Origin of the sequence: Mesorhizobium sp. M0938, assembly GCF_040319125.1 — a bacterium.
Taxonomy (GTDB): domain Bacteria; phylum Pseudomonadota; class Alphaproteobacteria; order Rhizobiales; family Rhizobiaceae; genus Mesorhizobium; species Mesorhizobium robiniae.
The window spans coordinates 22,866-46,372 of sequence record NZ_JAMYNS010000023.1 but is presented as its reverse complement, the minus strand read 5'-3'; the positions used below and the strand labels follow the sequence as shown (position 1 = coordinate 46,372).

21 protein-coding genes are annotated in these 23,507 nt (G+C 62.7%); 11 read left to right on the top strand and 10 right to left on the bottom strand.

Annotation, left to right across the window (positions count from 1 at the left end):
- Positions 1 to 13 precede the first annotated feature (13 nt).
- A complete protein-coding gene (locus tag NKH73_RS28880) occupies positions 14 to 1,093 on the top strand; it encodes an ABC transporter ATP-binding protein (protein WP_352938042.1) in 1,080 nt (359 codons plus the stop codon).
- 189 nt (positions 1,094 to 1,282) lie between these two features.
- On the top strand, positions 1,283 to 2,260 hold the full coding sequence (locus NKH73_RS28875) for a phytanoyl-CoA dioxygenase family protein (RefSeq protein ID WP_352938040.1): 978 nt from the start codon (positions 1,283 to 1,285) through the stop codon (positions 2,258 to 2,260).
- A gap of 40 nt (positions 2,261 to 2,300) precedes the next feature.
- Here the strand turns inward: NKH73_RS28875 and moaB are convergent, their stop codons facing one another.
- The 6 genes from moaB to NKH73_RS28845 all read right to left on the bottom strand — a co-directional run bounded on the left by moaB (position 2,301) and on the right by NKH73_RS28845 (position 6,016).
- Positions 2,301 to 2,858: a molybdenum cofactor biosynthesis protein B gene (gene moaB / locus NKH73_RS28870; RefSeq protein WP_352938038.1), complete on the bottom strand. Its 558-nt coding sequence runs from the start codon at positions 2,856 to 2,858 to the stop codon at positions 2,301 to 2,303.
- A gap of 1 nt (position 2,859) precedes the next feature.
- Complete coding sequence (locus NKH73_RS28865; RefSeq protein WP_352938036.1) at positions 2,860 to 3,747, bottom strand: 4-(cytidine 5'-diphospho)-2-C-methyl-D-erythritol kinase; 888 nt, start codon at positions 3,745 to 3,747, stop codon at positions 2,860 to 2,862.
- A gap of 25 nt (positions 3,748 to 3,772) precedes the next feature.
- Positions 3,773 to 3,958 (bottom strand): hypothetical protein, encoded by a 186-nt coding sequence (locus NKH73_RS28860; protein WP_352938034.1) that lies wholly within the window; start codon positions 3,956 to 3,958, stop codon positions 3,773 to 3,775.
- 83 nt (positions 3,959 to 4,041) lie between these two features.
- Positions 4,042 to 4,908, bottom strand: coding sequence for a S49 family peptidase (locus tag NKH73_RS28855; RefSeq protein WP_352938032.1), 867 nt, complete (start codon positions 4,906 to 4,908; stop codon positions 4,042 to 4,044).
- An 83-nt stretch (positions 4,909 to 4,991) separates the two neighbouring features.
- Positions 4,992 to 5,792, bottom strand: coding sequence for a tRNA1(Val) (adenine(37)-N6)-methyltransferase (locus tag NKH73_RS28850; RefSeq protein WP_352938030.1), 801 nt, complete (start codon positions 5,790 to 5,792; stop codon positions 4,992 to 4,994).
- A complete protein-coding gene (locus NKH73_RS28845; protein ID WP_352938028.1) occupies positions 5,792 to 6,016 on the bottom strand; it encodes a putative signal transducing protein in 225 nt (74 codons plus the stop codon). Before NKH73_RS28845 ends, NKH73_RS28850 begins: the two co-directional genes overlap by 1 nt.
- A 162-nt stretch (positions 6,017 to 6,178) precedes the next feature.
- Between NKH73_RS28845 and NKH73_RS28840 the strand changes: the two genes are divergently transcribed.
- A complete protein-coding gene (locus tag NKH73_RS28840) occupies positions 6,179 to 7,195 on the top strand; it encodes a polyprenyl synthetase family protein (RefSeq protein WP_352938025.1) in 1,017 nt (338 codons plus the stop codon).
- 13 nt (positions 7,196 to 7,208) lie between these two features.
- Here the strand turns inward: NKH73_RS28840 and NKH73_RS28835 are convergent, their stop codons facing one another.
- A complete protein-coding gene (locus NKH73_RS28835; protein ID WP_352938022.1) occupies positions 7,209 to 8,642 on the bottom strand; it encodes an MFS transporter in 1,434 nt (477 codons plus the stop codon).
- 102 nt (positions 8,643 to 8,744) lie between these two features.
- Between NKH73_RS28835 and NKH73_RS28830 the strand changes: the two genes are divergently transcribed.
- Entirely contained in the window at positions 8,745 to 9,341 is a 597-nt protein-coding gene (locus NKH73_RS28830; protein ID WP_352938019.1) for a TetR/AcrR family transcriptional regulator, read from the top strand.
- A 104-nt stretch (positions 9,342 to 9,445) separates the two neighbouring features.
- On the opposite strand, the gene NKH73_RS28825 is transcribed toward NKH73_RS28830, so the two are convergent.
- Positions 9,446 to 10,579 (bottom strand): helix-turn-helix transcriptional regulator, encoded by a 1,134-nt coding sequence (locus NKH73_RS28825; RefSeq protein ID WP_352938017.1) that lies wholly within the window; start codon positions 10,577 to 10,579, stop codon positions 9,446 to 9,448.
- A 298-nt stretch (positions 10,580 to 10,877) separates the two neighbouring features.
- On the opposite strand from NKH73_RS28825, the gene NKH73_RS28820 reads away from it, so the two are divergent.
- Positions 10,878 to 12,653, top strand: coding sequence for a tetratricopeptide repeat protein (locus NKH73_RS28820; protein ID WP_352938102.1), 1,776 nt, complete (start codon positions 10,878 to 10,880; stop codon positions 12,651 to 12,653).
- Positions 12,654 to 12,719: 66 nt separating this feature from the next.
- Here NKH73_RS28820 and NKH73_RS28815 read toward each other — a convergent pair whose 3' ends face one another.
- Positions 12,720 to 14,555: a patatin-like phospholipase family protein gene (locus NKH73_RS28815; RefSeq protein WP_352938015.1), complete on the bottom strand. Its 1,836-nt coding sequence runs from the start codon at positions 14,553 to 14,555 to the stop codon at positions 12,720 to 12,722.
- Between the two features lie 486 nt (positions 14,556 to 15,041).
- On the opposite strand from NKH73_RS28815, the gene NKH73_RS28810 reads away from it, so the two are divergent.
- The 3 genes from NKH73_RS28810 to NKH73_RS28800 all read left to right on the top strand — a co-directional run bounded on the left by NKH73_RS28810 (position 15,042) and on the right by NKH73_RS28800 (position 19,583).
- Positions 15,042 to 15,962 carry a glycine--tRNA ligase subunit alpha gene (locus tag NKH73_RS28810; RefSeq protein WP_352938099.1) on the top strand — a complete coding sequence of 307 codons (921 nt, stop codon included), beginning with the start codon at positions 15,042 to 15,044 and terminating at the stop codon, positions 15,960 to 15,962.
- A gap of 520 nt (positions 15,963 to 16,482) precedes the next feature.
- Positions 16,483 to 19,119, top strand: a complete 2,637-nt coding sequence (glyS, locus tag NKH73_RS28805) for a glycine--tRNA ligase subunit beta (protein ID WP_352938013.1) — start codon at positions 16,483 to 16,485, stop codon at positions 19,117 to 19,119.
- Between the two features lie 110 nt (positions 19,120 to 19,229).
- Complete coding sequence (locus tag NKH73_RS28800; RefSeq protein WP_352938010.1) at positions 19,230 to 19,583, top strand: ATPase (modular protein); 354 nt, start codon at positions 19,230 to 19,232, stop codon at positions 19,581 to 19,583.
- A 71-nt stretch (positions 19,584 to 19,654) separates the two neighbouring features.
- Here the strand turns inward: NKH73_RS28800 and NKH73_RS28795 are convergent, their stop codons facing one another.
- Positions 19,655 to 20,107: a hypothetical protein gene (locus NKH73_RS28795; RefSeq protein ID WP_352938008.1), complete on the bottom strand. Its 453-nt coding sequence runs from the start codon at positions 20,105 to 20,107 to the stop codon at positions 19,655 to 19,657.
- A gap of 191 nt (positions 20,108 to 20,298) precedes the next feature.
- On the opposite strand from NKH73_RS28795, the gene NKH73_RS28790 reads away from it, so the two are divergent.
- The 3 genes from NKH73_RS28790 to NKH73_RS28780 all read left to right on the top strand — a co-directional run bounded on the left by NKH73_RS28790 (position 20,299) and on the right by NKH73_RS28780 (position 23,461).
- Positions 20,299 to 21,261, top strand: a complete 963-nt coding sequence (locus NKH73_RS28790) for an L-threonylcarbamoyladenylate synthase (RefSeq protein WP_352938006.1) — start codon at positions 20,299 to 20,301, stop codon at positions 21,259 to 21,261.
- A gap of 18 nt (positions 21,262 to 21,279) precedes the next feature.
- Positions 21,280 to 22,710, top strand: coding sequence for an FAD-binding oxidoreductase (locus NKH73_RS28785; protein WP_352938004.1), 1,431 nt, complete (start codon positions 21,280 to 21,282; stop codon positions 22,708 to 22,710).
- Positions 22,711 to 22,894: 184 nt separating this feature from the next.
- Positions 22,895 to 23,461, top strand: coding sequence for a DUF6101 family protein (locus NKH73_RS28780; protein WP_352938002.1), 567 nt, complete (start codon positions 22,895 to 22,897; stop codon positions 23,459 to 23,461).
- Positions 23,462 to 23,507: the final 46 nt, after the last annotated feature.

The following is a 23,507-nucleotide window of genomic DNA, read 5'->3' as shown; positions in this document are numbered from 1 at the left end:
TCGAGGAAGAACTATGGCGGGTCTATCACTTCAGTCGGTCAAGAAGCGCTTCGGCGAAACCGAAATTATCGGTGGTGTCGATCTTGACGTCGCCGATGGTGAATTCGTCGTCTTTGTCGGCCCCTCCGGCTGCGGCAAGTCAACGCTTCTGCGCATGATCGCCGGGCTGGAAAGAACCTCGGACGGGCGTATCCTGATCGGCGCGCGCGACGTCACCGAGGAGGATCCAGCCAAGCGCGGGATCGCCATGGTGTTCCAGACCTATGCGCTCTATCCGCACATGACTGTGGCCACCAACATGGGATTTCCGTTGGAGATGGCCAGGCGCCCTAAGGAAGAGATCGACCGCAAGGTGGCGGAGGCGGCGAAGATACTGCATCTGGAGGCCTATCTCGGGCGTAAACCACGCGAGCTTTCCGGCGGACAGCGCCAACGCGTTGCCATCGGCCGCGCGATCGTACGCCAGCCGGGCGTCTTCCTGTTCGATGAGCCGCTGTCGAACCTCGACGCCGAACTGCGTGTGCAGATGCGCATCGAGATCGCCCGGCTGCATCAGGAACTCGGCACAACCATGATCTACGTCACGCACGACCAGATCGAGGCCATGACGCTGGCCAGCCGTATCGTCGTGCTGCGCGCCGGTCGCATCGAGCAGGTCGGCGCCCCGCTGGAGCTTTATGAGGACCCGGACAATAGTTTCGTGGCAGGTTTCATCGGCTCGCCACGCATGAATTTCGTCCCGGCTACGGTCACGGCTGTCGAAGACGGAAGGGCCGTGGTCGCGGCGCCGGAGGCCGGCCTCGCCGGCCTGGCCATCACCACACGCGGCGCGCCGCCGAAACCGGGCACGTCAGTCAGCCTCGGCGTTCGTCCCGAGCATTTCGTGCCCGCCAAAGGCGCGACGGGAGCGCTTTCTGGCACGATCTCCCTTGTCGAGCGCCTGGGCGGCGTCACCTACGGCCACGCTTTGCTCGCTAACGGCTCGATGATCACAGTTGAAAGCCGCGAAGCGAATCGTTTCGAAATCGGCAAGACGGAAATTTTCGGATTCCAGCGCGCATTTTTGTTCGGCGTCGACGGCATTCGATTGTAAATGTCGGTTCTGGGTAAGTTGGTGGGGCGAGCATCATCTCCCCAGAGAAATTATCGGCCTCGCTTTTATTGTGCATTGCACAAAACCTGCCCTAAGGTTACCACTGATGCGGGCAGATGGGTTTGGGTAACGCTGGAGCGGTGGGCGACCGACGCTTCGTCGACGCTGCGCTCATTGCTGAGGATCCCGATGACCCTTTCAGGCCCTGACAAATCCGGTGCTGCCAGCCTCGAGTCGATCGCCCGAAACGGCAGCCTGCTGCGACGCATTGCCGTGCGGATTCCGACCTATCTGTCGGACCTTCGCGAGAATCCGGCATGGCTGCCGATGTTCATGCTGGCGCGCACCATGCCGGCGCGACGGTTGCATTGGCGTGGCGCCAAACCGGTTCGACCGGCACAAAAGACCGGGGAAACGATGTTCACCGGCGTCGATCGTGAGGCGGCAGTCGGCGCGCTCCGCTCGGACGGCCTCTTTTCAGGGCTTGCCCTGCCGTCGTCGGTCCACGAGGAGATCGCCAGCTTTGCGCAGCGCACGCCTTGCTTCGGCAATTTCGACCGTCGGCTGGAGTTCCTGCCGGCCGAGCATGCCGAGGCCGAGAAGCGCTTCGGCCGCCCCTTGCTCAGCGGGCATTTTTTCGAGCGGATCCTCGATTGTAATGCCGCGCTTACCGTGCAGCGCGACCCGCTGCTTCTCGACATCGCCGCCCATTATCTCGGCAGCCAGGCAAAGCTGATCACCACACGCGTCTGGTGGAGCTTTCCGACGAGCTCCGTCTCCGACGCCGAGAAGAACCTGGCATCGCTGGGAAAATACCACTTCGATCTCGACGATTGGCGGATGCTGAAATTCTTCTTCTATCTCAATCCGGTCGATGCCGAGACCGGTCCGCATGTCTATATCAGGGGCAGCCACAATCGACGCATCCTCAAGCACCAGATGACGCTTCTTGTCGGCCATCCGGCGGAAGAGGTTCTGAACGTCTATGGTGCGCAGAGCCCGATCACGCTGACCGGCGAGGCGGGTTTAGGTTTTGTCGAGGATCCGTTCGGCTTCCACATGGGCACCGTGCCGACGCGCAAACCGCGGCTGATGATGGAAGTCGGCTTCGGCGTTTCGCCGCCCTCGCGCCGACGATTCCACGGCGAGCCGGTCATCCGGCGCTGATCCTTGGGAAAGCCCTGAAATAGCCTTTGGGGAATCTGGCTTAACTTATCTTGGTGCCGCCGCGCCTGAGATGCTCGTCCAGGCGCGGCATGATCTCGACGAAGTTGCAGGGCATGTGCCGGTAGTCGAGTTGCGGCTTCAAAATGCCGTCCCAGGCGTCCTTGCAGGCGCCGGGCGAACCGGGCAGCACGAAGACGAAGGTCGCGTTGACGACGCCGCCAGTCGCCCGGCTCTGGATCGTCGAAGTGCCGATCTTGTCGTAGGAAATACGGTGGAACACTTCGGAAAACCCGTCCATGCGCTTTTCGAAGATCGGCTCCAGCGCCTCCGGCGTCACGTCCCGGCCGGTAAAGCCAGTGCCGCCGGTGGTGATGACGACATCGATCGCTTCGTCCTTCGACCAGCCAAGAACCTTGTCTCGGATTTTCTCACGATCGTCGGTGACGATATCGCGAGCGGCCAGGACATGGCCGGCCTCCACGATGCGGTCGGCCAGCGTCTGGCCGGATTTGTCGTCGGCGAGGCTGCGCGTATCGGAAACGGTCAGCACCGCGATGCGCACGGGAACGAAGGAGCGGCTCTCGTCAATCCTGGCCATATCAGTCAGCCTCCGATGTCCTGCTTCGCGTCGCAGCGACGAACCAGTCAGGATGGCGGCTGCGAATATCGACGGCCGCGCGCTTGGCCACATTGCCCGTCTCGAACAGCCCGAAGCAGGTCGCGCCGGAACCGGACATCCGGGCAAACCCCGCTCCGGCCTTGTTGAGCACCGAAAGCGCCTTGCCGATGGCGGGTTGGATCGCCCGCGCCGCGGGCTCGAGATCGTTGCGCGTGACCTCCAGCCAATTGCGGATGCTGTGGAAGTCGAGGTTGCGCGGCAGCGGCGGCAGCCCCTCATTGTCGCGACCGGAGAGCGCATTGAACACCTCGGCCGTGGAGACGGCAGTGCCGGGATTGACGAGAACCAGCCCGAGTGCCGGAAAGCCGGGAACGGTCGACAACTCGTCACCGATGCCGCGCGCGATCAGCGGCTTTGCAGCGAGGCACATTGGAACGTCGGCGCCCAGCGGGAGGGCGACCCGCGCCAGTTCGGCTTCGTCGAGGTCCAGCCTCCACGTCTCGGCCAGCCCGCGCAGCACCGTTGCGGCGTCGCTCGACCCGCCGCCGACGCCGGATGCGACCGGCAGGTTCTTTTCGAGCCTGATGGCGACCGGCGGTGTGTGCTGCAGACCAGCCTGCTCTCGCAGCGCGTCGCGCGCCTTTATGACCAGATTGCTGTCGTCGGGCGGGACCGTGGAGGCGTATCGGCCCGACACGGAAAACCCGTCGCTGTCGGCGAGCTCGATCTCGACGCTGTCGCCGAAGCGCGTGAACACCGCCAGGCTTTCGATCGTGTGATAGCCGTCGGCGCGCCTGCCGGTGACGTGCAGCGCGAGATTTATCTTGGCATGCGCGTGCAACGCCCGGACGGTGATGCCGGAATCCACTGTATCAGTCGCGAGCGGGATGATGTCAGTCCTTGGCCAGCCGGTATTCGCCGGTCTTCGGATCCTTGACCAGCGTGCCCATTGAGCCGTTGGTAGCCTGCTTTTCGGTGCGCCGTATCTTGGCCGTCACGCGCTCGGCTTCCCTGACGAAGGAGCGATAGCCGAAATAGGCGACGGCGCCGACGAGGGCAAAGAAAATGATCTGCGGCATATCAAAACTCCTCCCTCGCAAGGCCGGCATAGGCATCCGGTCGGGTCGTTTGACGCTTCATGCTAGACGGTTTCACCGGTTTTTCAAAGCCCGAAGCGAGCCCATAGCGCGCGCTCTTCCGCCGCATCGATCACGCCGCTTGCGGCGGCAGCGGCGATATCGGGTGCCGAAAAGCCCTTCATGCTTGAACCAAACCAGCCGAAGCGGCCGAACAGGCCGCGCGGCGCCGTGATCAATTTGAGTTGGGTTCTTGGCCCGAAACGGGTCTTCAGCACGCTGTGCATATCGCCGAGCGCATCGACAAGGCCGAGCTCCAGCCCCTTCTTGCCGGTCCAGAACAGGCCGGTGAACAGGTCCGGGTCGTCCTTGAGCTTGGGCCCGCGCCGGTCCTTGACGAGGTCGATGAAGGTCTCGTGGACATCGAGCTGCAGCGCCTTCAGCCGCTCGACGTCTTCCTTCTTCTCGGGCTTGAACGGATCGAGCACCGCTTTGTTCTGGCCGGCGGTATGGACGCGGCGCTCGACCCCGATCTTCTTCATCAACTCGGGAAAGCCGAACGAGGCCGACACCACGCCGATCGAACCGACGATGGAGGACGGATCGGCAAAGATCTCGTCGCCGGCGACCGCGATCATATAGCCGCCCGACGCCGCCACGTCCTCGACGAAGACCAGAACCTTTTTGTTCTTCTCGGTCGCCAGGTCGCGGATACGTCTGAAGATCAGCCGCGATTGCACCGGCGAGCCGCCCGGCGAATTGATCGAAATGGCGACTGCGGGCGCTTCGAAGGAAAACGCCTTCTCGATAGGGCCGGCGGTGGACGCCAGCGAAAGACTCGGCCGAAACTGGCCGCCGCCGGCCATGATGGTGCCGTGCAGCCGGATGACGGGAATGGTGACGATGTCGGGGCGCCAGGATTTCGGCAGCAGGCGGTTGAGAAGGCGTTTCACGGGATCTCCGGTCAATTGGTCTGAAGGCATGTAGGGATTCGCCGGCCAACGGCAATGCCGCGACGCCTGCCGGTAAAAAGGGATCAGTCGCCGAACAGGGAAGCCAGTCCGTTGTTGATCATCTCGGTCCGCTCCGAAGGGCCATTGCCCGATTGCGCATGCAGCATCAGCGGCGGGCGGATAGACAGCTTTCCGCGCGCACCCAGTATTGCCCTGATGACGATGCGGATCGCCGCTGCCTCGGGGCGAGGGTGGACGGCCAGCATCTCGGCGTCGCCGAAGCGGCCTGACATCGCATCGAGGATGGCGCCGAGCTGATCGGGCCTGGCAATCACGGCAAGACCGCCGCGCGGCCTGACCACCGCAGCCGCACTTCGGATCCAGCTGTCGAACAATCCGTCCTCCATGACATGCGCCGCCTTCTTGAGCGGGTCGGGCGTGGCGCGATCCTCGGCCGCGTTGAAGGGTGGGTTCATGATGACGAAATCGAAGGAATTGTCGGCAAGCCCGGCGGCGGTTCGCGCCTGGCCCGACAGCGCGACGTCGGCGGCGAGCACCGAGGCGCGGTCATTGAGATGCGCATTGCCGGGGTGGGCAAGCGTCGTCGCTGCGAAGGCAGCCATTTCCGCAGACTTTTCGACGAGCACGGCCGTCGCATCAGGACAGCGCGACAGCACGGCCAGGCCCGCAGCGCCAGCACCCGCCCCGAAATCGGCTAGGCGGCCGGTGAAGGAGGACGGCACGGCAGCGGCCAGCATCATGGCGTCCATGCCGGCGCGATGGCCGGCCTGTTTCGGCTGCACCAGCCAGAACCGCCCGCGATGGAAGGCATCGACCGTATGGGCCGGCGTGTCCTGGACGAGGGTGGCGCGCGCCGCGGACATTATGTCTGGCGGATCTCGTTGGCGATGCCGGCATCCGTCAGGATGCGCCGAGCCGCATCGGCCTGATCGGCGCCGACCATGATGCGCCTGGGCAGGATGCCGATCGAACCGTCGAGCACGCTCATGTTCTGGTCGGCGACGAAACAGCCAATGCCGGCATCACGCATCAGCGATTCGACAAAGGAGATAATGACGGCATCGTTGGTGCGGATAAGCTCTATCATGGGGGGAAATTCGCAGGTTGCAGCGTTCATGTAAATGTGGGTGGCCCGCCTTGCCAGTCTCGACCGCGCCAATTCGCCTCTTGCCGTGCCCGTGGGTACCGCCCTAGAGTCCTCTCAAGGGACCAGCATGCCGTCGTGCATATTGAGGTTGGGAGTTTTGTCGTGGGTGTCGTTCTCAACATTGAAAACGGGAAGCGGGAAGCTGCCTCGATCAAGGATCTCATCGACCTGACGGCGGCCGATATGGGCCGCGTCAACAAACTGATCCTGTCAAAGGCCGGCTCCGACGTCGAGATGATCCCAGAAATCGCCAACCACCTGATCTCTTCGGGCGGCAAGCGGCTGAGGCCGATGCTGACGCTCGCCTCAGCGCAGATGTTCGGCTATTCCGGCGAAGGCCATGTCAAGCTCGCCACATCGGTCGAGTTCATGCACACAGCCACGCTCCTCCACGACGACGTCGTCGACGAAAGCGGCATGCGGCGCGGCAAGAAGACCGCCCGCATGATCTGGGGCAACCAGGCGAGCGTGCTGGTCGGCGATTTCCTGCTCGGCCAGGCTTTCCGCATGATGGTCGACGTCGGCTCGCTGGAAGCGCTCGACATCTTGTCGAGTGCGGCCTCGATCATCGCCGAGGGCGAGGTGATGCAGCTCGCCGCAGCCAAGAACCTCGAAACCACCGAGGATGAGCATTTCGCGGTGATCAAGGCCAAGACCGCCGCCCTGTTCTCGGCCGCCGCCGAGGTCGGACCGGTCATCGCCCAGGCGACGCGAAATGATCGCGCGGCACTGCGGTCCTATGGCATGAATCTCGGCCTTGCCTTCCAGCTGATCGACGATGCGCTGGATTATGGCGGCACCAGCAAGGATCTGGGCAAGAATGTCGGCGACGATTTCCGCGAAGGCAAGGTGACGTTGCCGGTGATCCTCGCCTACCGGCGCGGCACCAAGGCCGAACGCACCTTCTGGAAGCGGGCCATCGAGGACAATGTCACCGACGACGCCGGGCTGGAAAAGGCAATCGGATTGATGACCCGCCACGGGGCGATTACCGACACCATTGGGCGCGCCGGCCATTTCGGCGAGATCGCCCGCGACGCGCTGGCGCCGCTTGAAGCGACGCCGCAGAAATCGGCGCTGATCGACGTCATCGATTTCTGCATCAGCCGGGTGAGCTGAGAGGCGCCGCTCCTCATCTTGGTTTCCCCGGAAGCACCAATGCGGCGAGCAGGCTGACGGCGATGCCTGCCGCAGCGAGCCAGAAGGCGACCTGGATGCCGTCGGCGACAGCGATCTTCAAGGCGTCACCGGTCAATCCGCCGACATGGCGATTAGCGATCGCGATCAGCACCGCCATGCCGATCGCATTGCCGACATTGAGCATGGTGGAGGCCATCCCCGACGCGACACCTTGCTCGTCATGGGAAACACCCGAGGCGGCAGCGATCCACATGGCAGTCCAGACAATGCCTTGTCCGACGCCGGAGATGATCAGGCCGGGTACGAGGGACAGATAGCTGCTGTCCGCGTTTGCGCCTGATACCATCAAGGCCGTGCCGATCGCGCCGATGACCATGCCGCCGACCAGCGTGGCGCGTGTCGAAAAACGTGTTGCCAGACGTTCGCCGAACTGCGTGCCGGCCGCGATGGCGATGGATGGTACGAGGAACGCAAGGCCGGCCTGCAAGGCGGTGAAGCCATGCACGTTCTGCAGCAGCACAGTGAGGAAGTAAGGCAGGGCACCGAAAGTCCCCATGAAGAGGAAGGTGATCGTCATGCCGGCGACGAGGCTGCGGTTGTGGAACAGGCGCAGCGGCATCAGCGGGTCGGCGCTCTTCGCCTCTATCACCGCGAAGGCGATCAGGAAGAATGCCGCCAGCAACGCACTGACGATGATCGCGGTCGATCCCCAGCCATATTCGGGGCCCTGAACCAGCGTGAAGACAAGCAAGGTCGCGCCGGCGGTGACGGTCAGCGCGCCCGGCAGATCGAAGCTGCGGTGTTCGTGCCGCTTGCTGTCACGCGGAATGATGGCGAACGCCGCAATGATGGCGACGCCGGCCAAGAGCACGTTAACATAGAAGACCGAGGGCCAGCCGAAGGCGCCGGTGAGCAGGCCTCCCGCCAGCGAGCCGAGCGTCAGGCCGCTCGCGCCGGCGCCGCCCCAGACCGCGAGCGCCCGGTTGCGTTCCGGCCCTTCGGCAAACAGGCGGTTGATCAGCGACAGCGTGGCCGGGAACAGGAACGCGGCGCCGATACCTTGCACCGCACGAGCCGCGATGATCATTTCCGGCGACCAGGCGACGCCGCCGACCAAAGACGAAAGCGCATAGAGCCAGAGCGCGAAGATGAAAACCCGGCGCTGGCCGATCAGGTCGGCGGCCCGGCCACCAAACAGCAGGAAGCCGCCGGTGAACACCGTATAGGCGCTGACCACCCATTGCAGGGTCTGGCCCGAAAAGCCCAACCCCGCGCCGATTTCCGGCAAAGCCACGAAGACGATATTGAGGTCGAGTGCGATGATGAGCTGCGCGAAGGCAAGCAATGCCAGCGTGGCGCCGCGCTTCGCGCTGATCCCTCCTGCTGCCGCGGCGCCGAATGGCGCCCCCTGATCAAGTGAACTCATGTCAATCTCCATGTCGACGATTCTTTATCGATCGACAAAGAATTAAATTTGCAATCCGAAGTCAAGCGGATTATTTGTTGATTGATAAAAAATGGAGGTCGCATGGCGGGAAGGCCAAGGGAGTTCGATCGCGATCAGGCGCTGGAGAAGGCCCGCGACGCCTTCTGGGCGCGGGGCTATGAGGGTACCTCGATGGCCGATCTGGTGTCGGTGCTTGGTCTGGCGTCGCCGCGCATCTATGCCGCCTTCGGCTCGAAGGAGAATCTGTTTCGGGAAGCTGTCGTTCTCTACGAAACCAAGGAAGGAAGCTTCGCCACCCGCGCGCTTGCCGAGGAGCCAACCGCTCGGCGGTTTGTCGAGCGGCTGCTGCGTGATGCCATCGAAATCTACACGAGGCCGGATCTGCCGCAGGGCTGCATGGTCGTCACGGCCGCGACCAACTGCGCCGCCGAGAACGATGGCGTGCTTTACTGGCTGGCCGAGCGTCGCCTGGCGCGCAACGCACTGATTGTCGAGCGCCTGAGCAAGGGCGTTCGGGAGGGGGAGCTCAAACCGGACACCGACCCGGAAGCCTTGGGCGATTACTACACCACGGTTCTGTTTGGTCTCTCGGTGCAGGCGCGCGACCGTGTGCCTAAAAAGCGGCTGCACGATCTGGTCACCGTGGCGATGCAGTCGCTGGACGCAAGACTCATCTAGGGGTTCTGAGCTTCATCGAGCGTGGCGCCGAAAACGGCACGGAATTTCCCCAGCAGATCAGCAGATTCTTACAAGCAGCATCGAAACCTGGGTGGTCGACGAGATCATTTAAACGTCCTCGCGCCCTTCAGCAGCGCCACGAGCTGGCTCTGGCGGCTGGTTCCGGTCTTTCGGAAGATTCGCTCGAGATAGGTGCGGGCCGATTTGACGGCGATGCCGATTTCCATGGCCGCCTCCTGCACGGAACGGCCAGAGGCAAGCTCGACGGCGAGCCGGGCTTCAGCCGGCGTTAGGTCGAACAGGCCGGAAAGGATATGGGGCGACGGAACAGTCGCGCAGAGGCTGACCTCGGTTGCCGTGACGAGAATATCTGCGCCTGAAAAAATATCATGCGTGGCGCGGCGCAACGGCAAGAGGTGGACGATCAGCGCCGGCCGCCCCTTCGCGCCTGGAACAGGAATGGGCCGCACGGCGCGGTTATCCTGGTTGTGCGCAATGGCCAGTTGGAAAAGCGCGTTTGCCGGTCCGTCCGCAAGCGCCATGCCGCCATGGGCCAAGGGAACGAACATGTCCGCCATGTCTTCGAGGAGCAGATTGGCCGTCAGCACGCGGCCCGACCCGCTCATGACTGCTGCCGGCAACCTGATTTCCCCGAGAATAGACACTGCGGTCCTGGCCCGTTCCAGACCCAGACGCCCCGCGACAAGACCGGCTCTTGCGAGGTGGGGACGCAGTCCGTTCAGCAGATCGATCGCGGCCTGATCGTAGAGCCCGTCCTTCAGCCAGCGCTGGAAGACAAACAGGGCAAGCTCTCCGCCAGGCATTGGGACGGATGTGCATACATGCGACCCAACGCCAAATGCCGTCGCACTTTTACGGACGGGATCGCGCTCGATCTCCTCGTCGGTCATGAAATCGTCGACCCGTACAAAGTCTGCGGGCTGCGCGCTGCACATGCGCTGCACGCTTTCGGAAAACTTCCAGGTGTCTCCCGCCATGAACTCGTCGAGCAAGGGCTGGACATGCGCTTCGGTGATGGCGCGGACCGGCGTGTGATCGCTGAAGACAAAGATCGCGCCGCTTGCCGAGCGCGAGATCGCGCTTGCCGCTCCCAATACGTCCGGCCACAGCTCGGCGGCGAACGCTGCTTCGTAGATCAGATCGACAATGGCGAAGGCCTGCTCGTCCCGCGGCATTTCCAGCATCGGCATTTTCCTGGTCGAAGCAACGGCGTCCATCTGCACGGTTCCACGCATCATTCCGCTGCGGAAACTCTCGATCCTCGCCGCTTACGGATAGCTTACGGCATCGGTTGCCGGGACTGCAGCAGGACAAGCCGGCAGTCCGCCAGCCCGGCAAAATCGGTCGACGGTCGCAGTTAGGCGCTCTGTTGACGTGGTTTGTTAAGCGCATGACCCGATTGTGAATTCGCGCCGGGTTGAAGCGTGACCCCAAAAAGGCCATGCTTTGCCTGGAAAAGATCGAGTCTACGGCGATCCCGCTGACGCGGGCATGGCTTTGACTGAAAGGGATACGATGCGGCAAGGATGTGCGCGCTGGCTGACGGGGCTGGCAATTGTGACGGGCATGGCGATCTCCGGTCTGCCAGCCCAAGCCAAAGAGACCACCGAGCCAGTCAAGATCACATCCTTCTCGGGAGCCTATCTCGCCGCGCGGGTCGCCGAGGGCGATAACGATCTCGACAGCGCCATCACCTATTACAAGCAGGCGCTCGCCTTCGCTCCTGGTGATACCTCGTTGCAGCAAAGCCTGATGCTGTCGCTGATCGCCCAAGGGCGCTTCGAAGAATCCCTGGTCTATGCCGACAAGCTCAAGGCAGTTCCAGACGTCGAGCGGTTTTCGCGCCTGGCGCTGGCCGTCGGTTCCTTTCACAAGAAGGACTTCACCAAGGCAGAATACTGGCTCAAGCTTTCGCTCGAATCCGATCTCGACCGGCTGATCTCCGGCGTCATGACCGGTTGGGCCAAGCAGGGCGCCGGCGACGCCAGCGAGGCCATGGCCTCCATCGACCAGCTGCAGGGGCCGGACTGGTTCGGCCTGTTCAAATCCTTCCATCGCGCGCTGATTGCGGATGCGTCGGGCCTGCCCGAAAAGGCGGATGCAATCTACGCCGCGACGCTGCAGGACACCGCCACCGGTAGCGCCGCGCCCGAAACCTGGATGCGCAATGCGCAGGCCTACGCCTCCTTCCTCGCCCGCAAGGGCGACAAGGACAAGGCGCTGTCGGTGCTTGATCAGGCCGAGGCGTTTGCATCCGGCAAGGTGGAAATATCGGCGCTTCGCGACAAGATCACCAAGGGCGAGAAGATCGAACCCTTCGTTGCCGGCCCATCCGACGGCGCCTCGGAAATTCTGCTCGATCTCGCCACCGCGCTCAATCGCGGCGGCGGCGAGCCGTTCGTCCGCCTTTATCTGCAATATGCCCTGGCACTGAAGCCCGACAGTGATGCGGCTCTTGTCCAGCTCGCCGCCGTTTCCGAGCAATTGAAGGACGGCGAGGGCGCCATCGCCTTCTATCGCCGCATCCCGGCCAATTCGCCGCTGAAGGAGCTTTCGGAACTGCAGCTCGGCCTCAACCTTGCCGATCTCGACCGCCATGACGAGGCCATCTCCCATCTGAAAGCCCTCGTCGAAGCGCATCCCGACGACATGCGCGCCTATCAGGCGCTCGGTGGCGTCTATGGCTCGAAGGAGGATTTCCGCTCTGCTGCCGATCTCTACGACAAGGCGGTGGCGGCGCTGAAGACCCCGACGCGCGCCGACTGGAACGTTTTCTACCAGCGCGGCATTGCCTATGAGCGGCTGAAGGAGTGGCCAAAGGCAGAGCCGAATTTCCGCAAAGCGCTGGAATTGTTCCCCGACCAGCCGCAGGTTCTGAACTATCTCGGCTATTCCTGGGTCGACATGAACATCAACCTTAAGGAAGGCCTTGAGATGATCCAGAAGGCCGTCGACCTCAGGCCGAGCGACGGTTACATCGTCGATTCGCTGGGCTGGGCCTATTTCCGGCTGGGCAGGTTTGATGACGCCGTGCGCGAAATGGAACGTGCCGTTTCGTTAAAGCCGGAAGATCCGGTGCTGAACGATCACCTCGGCGATGCCTATTGGCGCGTCGGCCGCCGGTTGGAAGCCACCTTCCAATGGAACCAGGCCCGCGACCTCAAGCCGGATCCCGACGTGCTCGCTGCCTTGCAGCAGAAGCTGCTGAAGGGCCTGCCGCCGATCGAATCCAACACGGCGCAGGAAACCCCGAAGGTCAAGCCCGAACCGGCGCCCGCGCCGAAGGGCTGAATACTTCTGAATTCGATTATGCGGGCTCGTCGCCGCTGTAGCTAAGGGTCTGGACTATAAGCCATGCTAATCGTGCGCGGTGCCGAGCACCGCTCGGAGCCCTGAGTCGTTCTGGCGGAGATGTTCCTCGATCCATCGGGTCGTACGGTCGTAGGCATCCGAAAACAACTCGGAATGCCGACTCCAATCCATGAAGCTGATAGTGTTCGGAACCTCCGGACAGACCAGGATATCCTCTTCGCCGACGGCAATGTCCTGTGGCCGGTGTGCCAGCATGCTCGAGGCAATGACCTGAAGCATGCTGGGAACTCGAGGCAAGCGGGCACGACCGAAAGGGTTCAGCAAGGCCAATGCCAGTTCGGAAGCTCCGGGGATGCGATCATAGTCTATGTCGTATTTCTGCGGTGCACTCGACCCGAAGGTAACGATGACATTGGGTCCGGTCTTGAGCTCCGTCATCTGCTCCAGCGGCAAATTGTTCATGATAGCGCCGTCCACCAGCATATCGCCGTTATCTGTAAAGAACGGCGGCAGGACACCCGGGATGGAGCCGGACGCCCGAACGGCGTGCCAGAGCTTGCCACGACGGTGGACATGGGGCTGACGGCTGCTCAGATTGGTCGAAAGCGCAAAGAACGGAAGCCAAAGATCCTCGATCAGAACGTCGCCGTATTCCAGCCGAAGGGCCTGATCAAACGCTTTGTGATCCAGAAGTGCGAAATGCGGCAAGGTGGGACGGCGAAACGCCCGGCTCTTGATAAATATGTTGTGGGTGCCTCGGTCGATCTGGTCGGCATCCAAGCCTCTTGCGAAGCCGGCCATCATCGCCGCTCCGGAACTTGTCCCGCCGAGATAGTCGAAGCAAGCGCCCGCCTCAACGAAAGCCTTGTAGACGCCTAAGTGAGCGCTACCGAGGGATCCACCCCCTGCCGCCACGAAGCCCACTGCCTTGCCCGAAATAAATCGGACCAGGCGCTGGAAATCAGACGCGTCGTCCAGCGCAACATGATGATGCTGGTCAACATAGGGTCGCTCATCGAGCCATGCAGAGGTACCGGAGACCGCAGCCGGGCGATTGTCGTGAATTAGGACAAGCCGACTGGTCAATGGCGGATGGACCGATAGCGTCAGTTTCTCAGACGGGTTCAGGCGAGGCGAGCAGGACGCGTTGGCCAGCAACAGGACGGTATCGGCCTGGCGAATGCAGACTTGGGTCCATTCATTAGGTTCCTCATCGGCAACATAGACGATGAATTGGGCTTCCGCCTCCAGTTCGTTCAACCAGTTAAGGATCGGCTGGTCGTCGATCGGAAGACCTGGGAACTTCGCTTGGATGTCAAGCCGGGAAACGAACCGAGCGCGCGTGGCCGCGCCGAACGCTTGCCGCAGGTGCTGGATGAGCACCGGTGAGATGCGACTTCCGCCGGCTGCAATGATTGCGAGCGTTCGGATCTTGGCAGGTTCCTTGAGACGCGATGAACTCGGAGATTGGGTGGCAAACCGGCGCGCCAGAAATACCGTGACCGCCTCTCTCAGGCTAGGCAATGTCTCGGCCGCCTTCTCGAAATTACTGCGACCGATTTCAAGGACGATCGAATCGCGCGCTGCAAGGACAGTGGCCGTGCGGGGTAGTCCCGCGAAGAAACCGATTTCACCGATGAGTTCACCCTGTGCGATCTCCGCGACCAAGCCGGTCGAATCTCCTTTGTGTACCGTAAAGCGTCCAGACAGCACGATGAAAAACCTGTCCGACGCATCGCCTTCGCGAACCAGAACCTCACCGCGTCTCAGGACCCGACGGTCGGATTCGGCAGCTAAAGCCTCGAGCGCCAGCAACGAGGCCCGATCGAACATCAATGTTGCCGACAATAAACTCGCTGCAAGAGAATCGACGGAGGACATCTGAGCCATCCCTTGGGAATCCATGACTTTTGTCTCCTCGAGAGCGCTGAACGCCTGCCGAATGATACCACACATGAGAGCCGCTGAACGGCTGAGGCGCGGGAATGACCGCTGGGCGCTCTCATCTCTGGCCCCAGCAAGGGGCCACGATCAGGCCGCCACACACCGCTCTCGCCGTCCGTCTCTTGGGCCGGGAATTCACTTGAGCCCACATCGCGAACTGCTCGCTGCCTGCTATTTTGTTTGCGAGCGCAATCTTGTCGTGCGGACTCGGGCCAAGGTAAGTGTGAACCGTCCGCTGCAGTCATTCCCCCAACCGAATCAATTGGGACCCACAGATTCAGCGCTTGCGCCGTATGTCACGCGTTAACTCACCCTGGCTGCGGCCGGCCACTTGCCTTGACGCCTGCCGGTGGGCGCTCTAGGGAGGGCCGCATCCCCGCCTTTCGCGTCGAGGCCGCCGTGACCGTTGACATCCCAGCCCATATGCATCCCAGCCGCTCGTTCCAGGGGCTGATCCTGACCTTGCATAATTACTGGGCGGACTATGGCTGCGTCGTTCTCCAGCCCTATGACATGGAAGTCGGCGCCGGCACGTTCCATCCGGCGACGACACTGCGCGCGCTGGGGCCGAAGCGCTGGAATGCGGCCTATGTGCAGCCCTCGCGCCGGCCCAAGGACGGACGCTATGGCGAGAACCCGAACCGCCTGCAGCACTATTACCAATATCAGGTGATCCTGAAGCCGAACCCGCCCAATCTGCAGGAGCTTTATCTCGGCTCGCTGGCAGCCATCGGCGTCGATCCGCTGCTGCATGACATCCGCTTCGTCGAGGACGACTGGGAAAGCCCGACGCTCGGCGCCTGGGGGCTGGGCTGGGAGTGCTGGTGCGACGGCATGGAAGTGTCGCAGTTTACCTATTTCCAGCAGGTCTGCGGCATCGAATGCGCGCCTGTGGCGGGCGAGCTCACCTACGGGCTGGAGCGGCTGGCGATGTATGTGCAAGGCGTCGACAATGTCTACGACCTCAACTTCAACGGCCGCGAGGGCGCCGACAAAGTGACCTATGGCGACGTCTTCCTGCAGGCCGAGCAGGAATATTCGCGCCACAATTTCGAATTCGCCAACACGGCGATGCTGCTTCGGCATTTCGAGGACGCCGAAGCGGAGTGCAAGGCGTTGCTCGATGCCGGCTCGCCAGCTTCGAACGACAATCTGGCGATGCACCGGATGGTGTTCCCCGCCTACGACCAGTGCATCAAGGCCAGTCACGTCTTCAACCTGCTCGACGCGCGTGGTGTGATTTCCGTCACCGAGCGGCAGAGCTACATCCTGCGGGTGCGCAATCTGGCCAAGGCCTGCGGTGAGGCGTTTTTGATGACGCAGGCCGGCGGGCTGGCAGCTTAGCTCCAAAGGCCGTTGGGGATTTCGACTGAAGCGCTGATTGGCAATACGCCTTGGCTGCTGGAGCCAGCCATCGTCCGCAGCGCTTGCCTGACGCCGGGCATCGCGAACGTGCCATGAGCCTGCGCCGCGAAACAGGCGCTGAGCGCGAGGATCTGGAGAAATGTCGATGCCGTCTTCATGGTCGTTCAGCCAATAGTTCTCCGCCTGAGCGTTGGTCGCTTCAGCGCTGCGTTCGGTTCGTGGAGATCTTTGACCCAAGGACGAGCGGGCTCGCTCCAACCCGACAGTCCATCGCTTTTTTCTGAAATCGCCGGTAGATGCCCCGATGTTGCGCGGAAGGGTGACAGCGGCCAGCCGAGTTGCTATGCCCCGCCGGACCATTTGCCGCGTGAGCCCCATCAATGCCCGACCTGCTTCTAGAACTCCGCTCGGAAGAGATTCCTGCTCAGCCGCACGCCCGCAGCGCCGCAGGCGCGAGGACGTGCAAAAAAGGAAAAGGCATGCGGGGAGGGAAACTCTGATGCCGGATCTGTTGCTCGAACTCCGCTCGCAAGAGATTCCCGCCCGCATGCAGCGCAGGGCTGCCGGCGACCTGAGGAAGATGCTGACCGACGGTCTTGTCGAGGCCGGTCTGACCTACGAGGCGGCACGCGAATACTGGACGCCGCGGCGTCTTTCGCTCGACATTCGCGGCGTGACCGCGCGCTCGAAGGACATTAGCGAGGAGATCAAGGGACCGTCGACCAAGGCTCCCGAACAGGCAGTTCAAGGTTTTCTGCGCAAAGCCGGTCTTTCCTCGATCGCCGAGGCGCATATCCATGCCGATCCGAAGAAGGGCGACTTCTATGTCGCCCATATCTCCAAGCCGGGCAGGGCGGCGGAAGAAATCATCGCCGAGTTGGTGCCGGGCATCATCCGCGGCTTTCCATGGCCGAAATCGATGCGCTGGGGGCCGGCCTCGGCGAACCCCGGATCGTTGCGGTGGGTGCGGCCGCTGCAATCCATCCTCTGCACCTTCGGCCCGGAGACCGAGGAGCCGGTGGTGGTCGATTTCGAAATCGATGGCATCCGTTCGGGTAATGTCACCTACGGTCATCGTTTTCATGCGCCGGGCGCGATCACCGTGCGCCGGTTCGACGACTATGCCGCCAAGCTGGAGGCAGCGAAGGTCGTTCTCGACGCCGACCGGCGCAAGGAGATCATCCTCGCGGACGCCAGGAATCTTGCTTTCGCCAACGGGCTCGATCTGGTCGAGGACGAGGGCCTGCTCGAGGAAGTGTCAGGCCTGGTCGAATGGCCTGTCGTGCTGATGGGCGAATTCGAGCAGGACTTTCTCGCCATTCCGGCCGAGGTGATCCGGCTGACCATTCGCGCCAACCAGAAGTGTTTTGTCACGCGGCCGCAGGGCGTCGGTGAAGAGCTTTCCAACCGCTTCATCCTGACCGCCAACATCGAGGCCAAGGACGGTGGCAAGGAGATCGCCTACGGTAACGGCAAGGTGGTGCGCGCGCGGCTGTCCGACGCGCTCTATTTCTGGAATACCGATCAAGGCGACCTGCCCGACCTCGACCAGTTGCAGGCATCGGCGGAAAAGTTCGGGCTCGATCTCAAAAAGCCGCTCGACCAGCGTATGGCCCGCCTCGACCATCTCGGCGTAACGTTCCATGCCAAGCTCGGCACGCAAGGTGAACGGGTTGAGCGGATTGCCCGGCTGGCTGAGGAGTTGGCGCCGATCGTGGCGAAGTCGATCTCCCCCCTTGAGGGGGAGATGCCAAGTGGTGGCAAAGAGGGCAGGCCAGAGGGGGTCGCTTCGGCTGGCGCGACGCGATCTGGCCTTTCGAAAAAAGAGGAAGTCGGCGCTCCACGCGAGAGGACCCCCTCTGTCGCCTTCGGCGACATCTCCCCCTCAAGGGGGGAGATTCCCGCGCTCGCACGCCGCGCCGCGGTATTGGCCAAGGCCGACCTCACCACCGAGGTGGTCGGCGAGTTCCCCGAACTGCAGGGCGCCATGGGCCGCAAATACGCGCTGCTGCAGGGCGAGCATCCGTCGGTCGCTGCGGCGATTGAGGAGCACTACAAGCCGCAAGGCCCATCCGACCGCGTGCCGACCGACCCGGTGTCGGTGGCCGTCGCGCTCGCCGACAAGCTCGATACGCTAGTCGGCTTCTGGGCGATCGACGAAAAGCCTACGGGGTCGAAGGATCCCTATGCGCTGAGAAGAGCGGCGCTGGGGGTAACGAGAATACTGATTGAGAATGGGATCAGATTGCCCCTGAAAGCAATATCCTTTTTCGCTTCCGAAGACGTTACAGGTCATATTCGCGACCCTAAGCTCGACCGACAATTTGAGATTGCTGCGGAGCTAGAGCAGCAGTTCGGGGGAGATTCGCTGACCGATCTCGTCATCGAGCGGGATTCCGCAATCTCGAACAACACCTTTGAACGCTCCGAAGAGAGACAGCAGCAAGAGATCAACAACCTCCTCGCCTTCTTCCATGACCGGCTGAAGGTCTACCTCCGCGATCAGGGTGCGCGGCATGATCTGATCGATGCGGTGTTGATGGCGGGTTCGCGCCCAATCTCCCCCCTTGTGGGGGAGATGTCGGCGAAGCCGACAGAGGGGGGCGCTGTCCCGCCGGCGTCTCAAGATTCTGCCGGAGAAGGGCGCTCTACGGCGCCCCCCTCTGCCCTGCCGGGCATCTCCCCCACAAGGGGGGAGATTGGCCAATCGTCAAACGACGACCTTCTTCAAATCGTCCGCCGGGTTGAGGCGCTTGGCTCGTTCCTCGACACCGAGGACGGCAAGAACCTGCTTGCTGGCACCAAGCGCGCGGCCAACATTCTCGCTGCCGAGGAGAAGAAGAAGACAATCATCGCCGATCGCGTCGAACCGGCGCTTTTCCGTGAAGATGTTGAAAAGAAGCTGTTTGCGGCGGTGAATCAGGCCGAGAGAGAAGCCGGCGAAGCGATTCACAATGAAGACTTTTCCGCCGCCATGCTGGCGCTTAGCGCGTTGCGTGAACCTGTTGATTCATTCTTTGAACGCGTTCTCGTGAATGATGAGGACCAGGCTGTTCGTGCCAACCGCCTCGCACTGTTGGCACGCGTCCGGGCAGCGACCGACCAGGTTGCGGATTTCTCGAAAATCGCCGGCTGAGGCTTGGGAAATATTTCTTTCCAATAGCCGATTCGAGCCGGCTTACAGTCATATGACGATGATCTCCGGGTGCCACAAGGAGCATGTTCCCCAACCCCACGGAGGCTTCCATGAATTCCGCTCGCGACATCGAAGTGACAGAAGAAACGCCCGCCGAGACGCTTGAGTCTGCTTCCGAAACAACCCTCGATCAAGCCGCCGCTGCTACGGTCGAAGCTGCCGATCCGTTGGACGAGGACAGTGAGGACGAAAGCGAAGCGACGGCCGAGGAAGGCGCTGAAGACGACAAAGCCGCCACCCTCTCGGATGACGATGAGGAAGACGAAGAAGATGATGACGATGACGATGACGATGACGATGAAGACGACGGCGACAGCGTGAAGGCCGAGGCGCCAGACGCTGACGAAGATGACGCTGACGAAGAGGACGCCTCCGACGACGAGGACGAAGAGGTCGCGGCCTGAGGTTTTTTCAGGCGACGGAATTTACTCAGCGGACCAGGACGGCGCGCGAGCGTCGTCCTGGTCTCCAGCGGCTATCTAGCCTGGTCGATCTCGGGAATGGGCGTCGGCTGCGGCATTGCGGGTTCAGGCGAGCTGTTCGTTCCTGTTATCTTTTCGTCGGATCTGCTGCCCGCACCAGGTGCTGCGGCAGCGGTGGTCGCGGCAGGCGCGGCGCTGGGGGCCGGTGTTGCGAAGGCGTCGCCGACGATGCCGCCGCGAATGATCATCGGGCTTTGCGTGAAATCATGCTTGGGCTGGCTCGGGATCGCAGCAACTTTTTCATAGGTGATATCGGGCACTGGTTCACCGAGCGCCACGATCGATGGGGTGGAGGAGCTCTCAGCCACCTTCACCGGTTCAGGCGCGCCAAGCTTGACGAGGGACGGCGTCGAGGATGGTGCACCTGGCACAATGAAGGACGAAGCCTGTGCTCCGCCCGCCGCCAGAGTGAGACCAAGCGCTCCCAGGATACGCACCCAGACCATGATAGTTCCCCTTGCCCAACAGGCCGACACCTTACCGTCGGGGAATTGATGCGGGCTTGCGAGGAAAGATGGCATTTTAGCGATTGGTAATCCGCCAACCGCCGGACTTGCCTCGTGCCGGGCTTGCCCCGAGAACGTCACCGTACTACGCACCCACATCTGTGAGGTCCCGCATCTGTAAGGTGATGACAGTGGCTGAGATACTTGCCGCCAGCGAGGCGATGGAGCGGGCGCTGGCGCTGCTCGAAGGCGGCGATGTCGTCGCCATTCCGACCGAAACCGTCTACGGCCTGGCCGGCGACGCCACCAACGGCGTTGGCGTGGCGCGCATCTTCGAGGCCAAGGGCCGGCCGCGCTTCAACCCGCTGATCGCCCACGTTGCCGATCTGCCGATGGCCGAGCGCATCGCACTGTTCGATCCGCTGTCGAAAAGACTGGCGCAGACATTCTGGCCGGGACCGCTGACGCTGGTGCTGCCGCAGCGGCCCGGCAACGGCATCCATCCACTGGTCACTGCCGGGTTGGACACGATCGCGCTGCGCATGCCGAAAGGCTTCGGCGGCGAGCTGATCGCCAGGCTCGGACGCCCGCTTGCGGCGCCCAGCGCCAATTCTTCGGGAAGGATCAGCGCCACGACGGCCCAAGCGGTGGCGGCCGATCTCGGCGCAAAAATCAAGCTGGTGGTCGATGGCGGCGCAACGTCCGTGGGGCTCGAATCGACGATCGTCAAGGTCGAGGGCGGAAAGCTGCGGCTGCTGCGGCCGGGCGGCATCGCCGCCGAGGAGATCGAAGCGGCCGCCGGCATGGCGCTGCTGCGCGGTGCGACAGGCATTGAGGCTCCGGGCATGTTGGCCTCGCATTACGCGCCGGGCGCTGCGGTGCGGGTCAACGCCGCAACAGTCGCAAAGGACGAAGCCTTGCTGGCGTTCGGGGCCCGCCGTGTCGAAGGCTGGCAAAGCGCTGCCGCTTTTCGCAACCTGTCCGAGACCGGCGACCTGCGCCAGGCCGCGGCCAACCTCTTTGCCCACATGCAGGATCTCGATCGCAGCGGCGCCAAGACAATCGCTGTCGAGCCGATCCCGTTCGACGGGCTGGGCGAGGCGATCAACGATCGGCTTTCGCGCGCCGCCGCCCCTCGTGACAAGATCGATTGAGCACCATAGTTTCCATCCATGAACGACATATCCAGCGATATCGACCCCGCCCTCATTGATCGCTTTGCGGCCATCGTCGGTGACAAATATGCGCTTCGCGACCAGCAGGACATCGCGCCTTTCCTCACGGAGAGACGCGGCCTTTGGCATGGCCGGACGGCGCTGGTGCTGAGGCCCGGCAGCGTCGACGAGGTCAGCCGCATCATGCGGCTGGCGACCGAGACGGGAACGCCCATCGTTCCGCAAAGCGGCAATACCGGGCTGGTCGGCGCGCAGGTGCCGGATATGTCCGGGCGCGAGATCGTGCTGTCGCTATCGCGGCTGAACCGCATCCGCGAGATCGATGTCCTGTCCAACACGGTGACTGTCGAGGCCGGGGTCATCCTGCAGACGCTACAGGAGGCGGCAGATGCGGCCGGCCGGCTGTTTCCGCTGTCGCTTGCCGCGCAAGGCTCCTGCCAGATCGGCGGCAATCTCTCTTCCAATGCCGGTGGCACCGGCGTGCTTGCCTATGGCAATGCGCGTGAGCTCTGCCTCGGGGTCGAGGTCGTGCTGCCGACGGGCGAGGTGTTCGACGATTTGCGCAAGCTGAAGAAGGACAACACCGGCTACGATCTGAAGAACCTGTTCGTCGGCGCCGAGGGTACGCTCGGCATCATCACCGCTGCCGTGCTCAAGCTCTTCCCCAAGCCCAAGGGGCGTGAGGTGGCTTTCGCCGGCCTGCCCTCGCCGGAGGCGGCGCTGTCCCTGTTCGGCCTGGCGATGGACCGTGCCGGGGCCGCACTCACCGCTTTCGAGCTGATCGGACAGAGGCCCTACGACTTTACGCTTCAGCACGCGCCAGGGGTCGTGCGGCCGCTGGCCGGGGACTGGCCATGGTATGTGCTGATGCAGATCTCGTCGGGCCGCTCCGCCGAGGATGCGAGGACCCTGATCGAGGAGGTGCTGTCGGAAGGTCTCGAACAGGAAATCGTCGGCGACGCGGTGATCGCGGCAAGTCTCGCCCAGGGCGACGCCTTCTGGAATTTCCGCGAGGTGCTGCCCGAGGCCCAGAAGCCGGAGGGCGCCTCGATCAAGCACGACATCTCAGTGCCGGTGGCGGCTATCCCGCAATTCATCGAAAAGGCCGCCGGCGCCGTGCAATCGGTCAGCCCGGGTGCGCGCGAGGTCTGTTTCGGCCACCTGGGGGACGGCAATCTCCACTATAATATTTCCCGGCCGGTCGGCGGCGATGACGACGCGTTTCTCGGGGTCTATCACACCATGAATAAGGCCGTGCACGATGTCGTGCGCAGCTTCCACGGCTCGATCTCGGCAGAGCACGGTATTGGTCAGCTGAAGCGGGATGAATTGATCGCGACGGCGCCGCCGATGGCGATCGATCTGATGCGCAGGGTGAAGACGGCCTTCGACCCGGCCGGCATCATGAATCCCGGTAAGGTTATCTGATCCTTTCGATATCCTGTGCCTGGTCGTATTCCGATAACCATCCCTCTGAGATCAGCAAAATTTAACCGACTTTCTTAAGCGCCGCGATAAGAAGCCCGCGCTAATGTTTCTCCACAACGAGGCTGGAAAAACCGGCCCGGAGACCCGGAAGACCGGCTCTCAGGAGAGACAGGAAAGGCACAATATGAACACTGGACTGAAGCCAGTCTGGGCCGGGCGCAACATGCGCCTCGATCCATTCCGCCTGCCGCAAGTGGTGAGCTATGCCACGCGCGACGACTATGGCGACGTTACCTTCACCATCGACCACCGTGGCGCCGTCATTCGCCGCATGCTGGAGATGAGCGGCGTGCCGGCGATCATTGCTCTGCCCGCCAACGCGTTTCGCGGCGTGGCCGCCCGCGCGATGGAGGATCCGGATGGCAATGTCACGGTGACCTTGGAGCTTCTGCACAATGATCCGATGCTGTCGGTGCCGCTGCTGGTCGCCGACGATCTCGAGGATGTCGCCGCCGACTGGCGCGCCTGGGCCGATGCCTACCGTCTGCCGATGCTTCTGATCGAATCCGACGGCGTCGCCCGCACGCTGGAGGAATCGCTTGGCGCCGCCATCAAGACATTGCCGGCGCAGGACCGTCGCAAGGGTCGCATTTCGAACACGCGCCGCCCGCGCTTCCTCGCCCGCCGCAGGGCCGGCGACCTCGGCCTCAGACTGGTGATTGGCGGACAGGAAATTATCTCACGCGAGTAGTCCACATGCGCCTCTTGCTTCTCCCACAAGAAGGGGAGACGGGAGC

Bases quoted from the DNA above. Each gene is read 5' to 3' on its own strand.
- NKH73_RS28880 (WP_352938042.1), top strand. From the start codon at position 14: ATGGCGGGTCTATCACTTCAGTCGGTCAAGAAGCGCTTCGGCGAAACC.
- NKH73_RS28875 (WP_352938040.1), top strand. From the start codon at position 1,283: ATGACCCTTTCAGGCCCTGACAAATCCGGTGCTGCCAGCCTCGAGTCG.
- moaB (WP_352938038.1), bottom strand. From the start codon at position 2,858: ATGGCCAGGATTGACGAGAGCCGCTCCTTCGTTCCCGTGCGCATCGCG.
- NKH73_RS28860 (WP_352938034.1), bottom strand. From the start codon at position 3,958: ATGCCGCAGATCATTTTCTTTGCCCTCGTCGGCGCCGTCGCCTATTTC.
- NKH73_RS28850 (WP_352938030.1), bottom strand. From the start codon at position 5,792: ATGTCCGCGGCGCGCGCCACCCTCGTCCAGGACACGCCGGCCCATACG.
- NKH73_RS28845 (WP_352938028.1), bottom strand. From the start codon at position 6,016: ATGATAGAGCTTATCCGCACCAACGATGCCGTCATTATCTCCTTTGTC.
- NKH73_RS28835 (WP_352938022.1), bottom strand. From the start codon at position 8,642: ATGAGTTCACTTGATCAGGGGGCGCCATTCGGCGCCGCGGCAGCAGGA.
- NKH73_RS28830 (WP_352938019.1), top strand. From the start codon at position 8,745: ATGGCGGGAAGGCCAAGGGAGTTCGATCGCGATCAGGCGCTGGAGAAG.
- NKH73_RS28825 (WP_352938017.1), bottom strand. From the start codon at position 10,579: ATGGACGCCGTTGCTTCGACCAGGAAAATGCCGATGCTGGAAATGCCG.
- NKH73_RS28820 (WP_352938102.1), top strand. From the start codon at position 10,878: ATGCGGCAAGGATGTGCGCGCTGGCTGACGGGGCTGGCAATTGTGACG.
- NKH73_RS28815 (WP_352938015.1), bottom strand. From the start codon at position 14,555: ATGTCCTCCGTCGATTCTCTTGCAGCGAGTTTATTGTCGGCAACATTG.
- NKH73_RS28810 (WP_352938099.1), top strand. From the start codon at position 15,042: ATGCATCCCAGCCGCTCGTTCCAGGGGCTGATCCTGACCTTGCATAAT.
- glyS (WP_352938013.1), top strand. From the start codon at position 16,483: ATGCCGGATCTGTTGCTCGAACTCCGCTCGCAAGAGATTCCCGCCCGC.
- NKH73_RS28800 (WP_352938010.1), top strand. From the start codon at position 19,230: ATGAATTCCGCTCGCGACATCGAAGTGACAGAAGAAACGCCCGCCGAG.
- NKH73_RS28795 (WP_352938008.1), bottom strand. From the start codon at position 20,107: ATGGTCTGGGTGCGTATCCTGGGAGCGCTTGGTCTCACTCTGGCGGCG.
- NKH73_RS28785 (WP_352938004.1), top strand. From the start codon at position 21,280: ATGAACGACATATCCAGCGATATCGACCCCGCCCTCATTGATCGCTTT.
- NKH73_RS28780 (WP_352938002.1), top strand. From the start codon at position 22,895: ATGAACACTGGACTGAAGCCAGTCTGGGCCGGGCGCAACATGCGCCTC.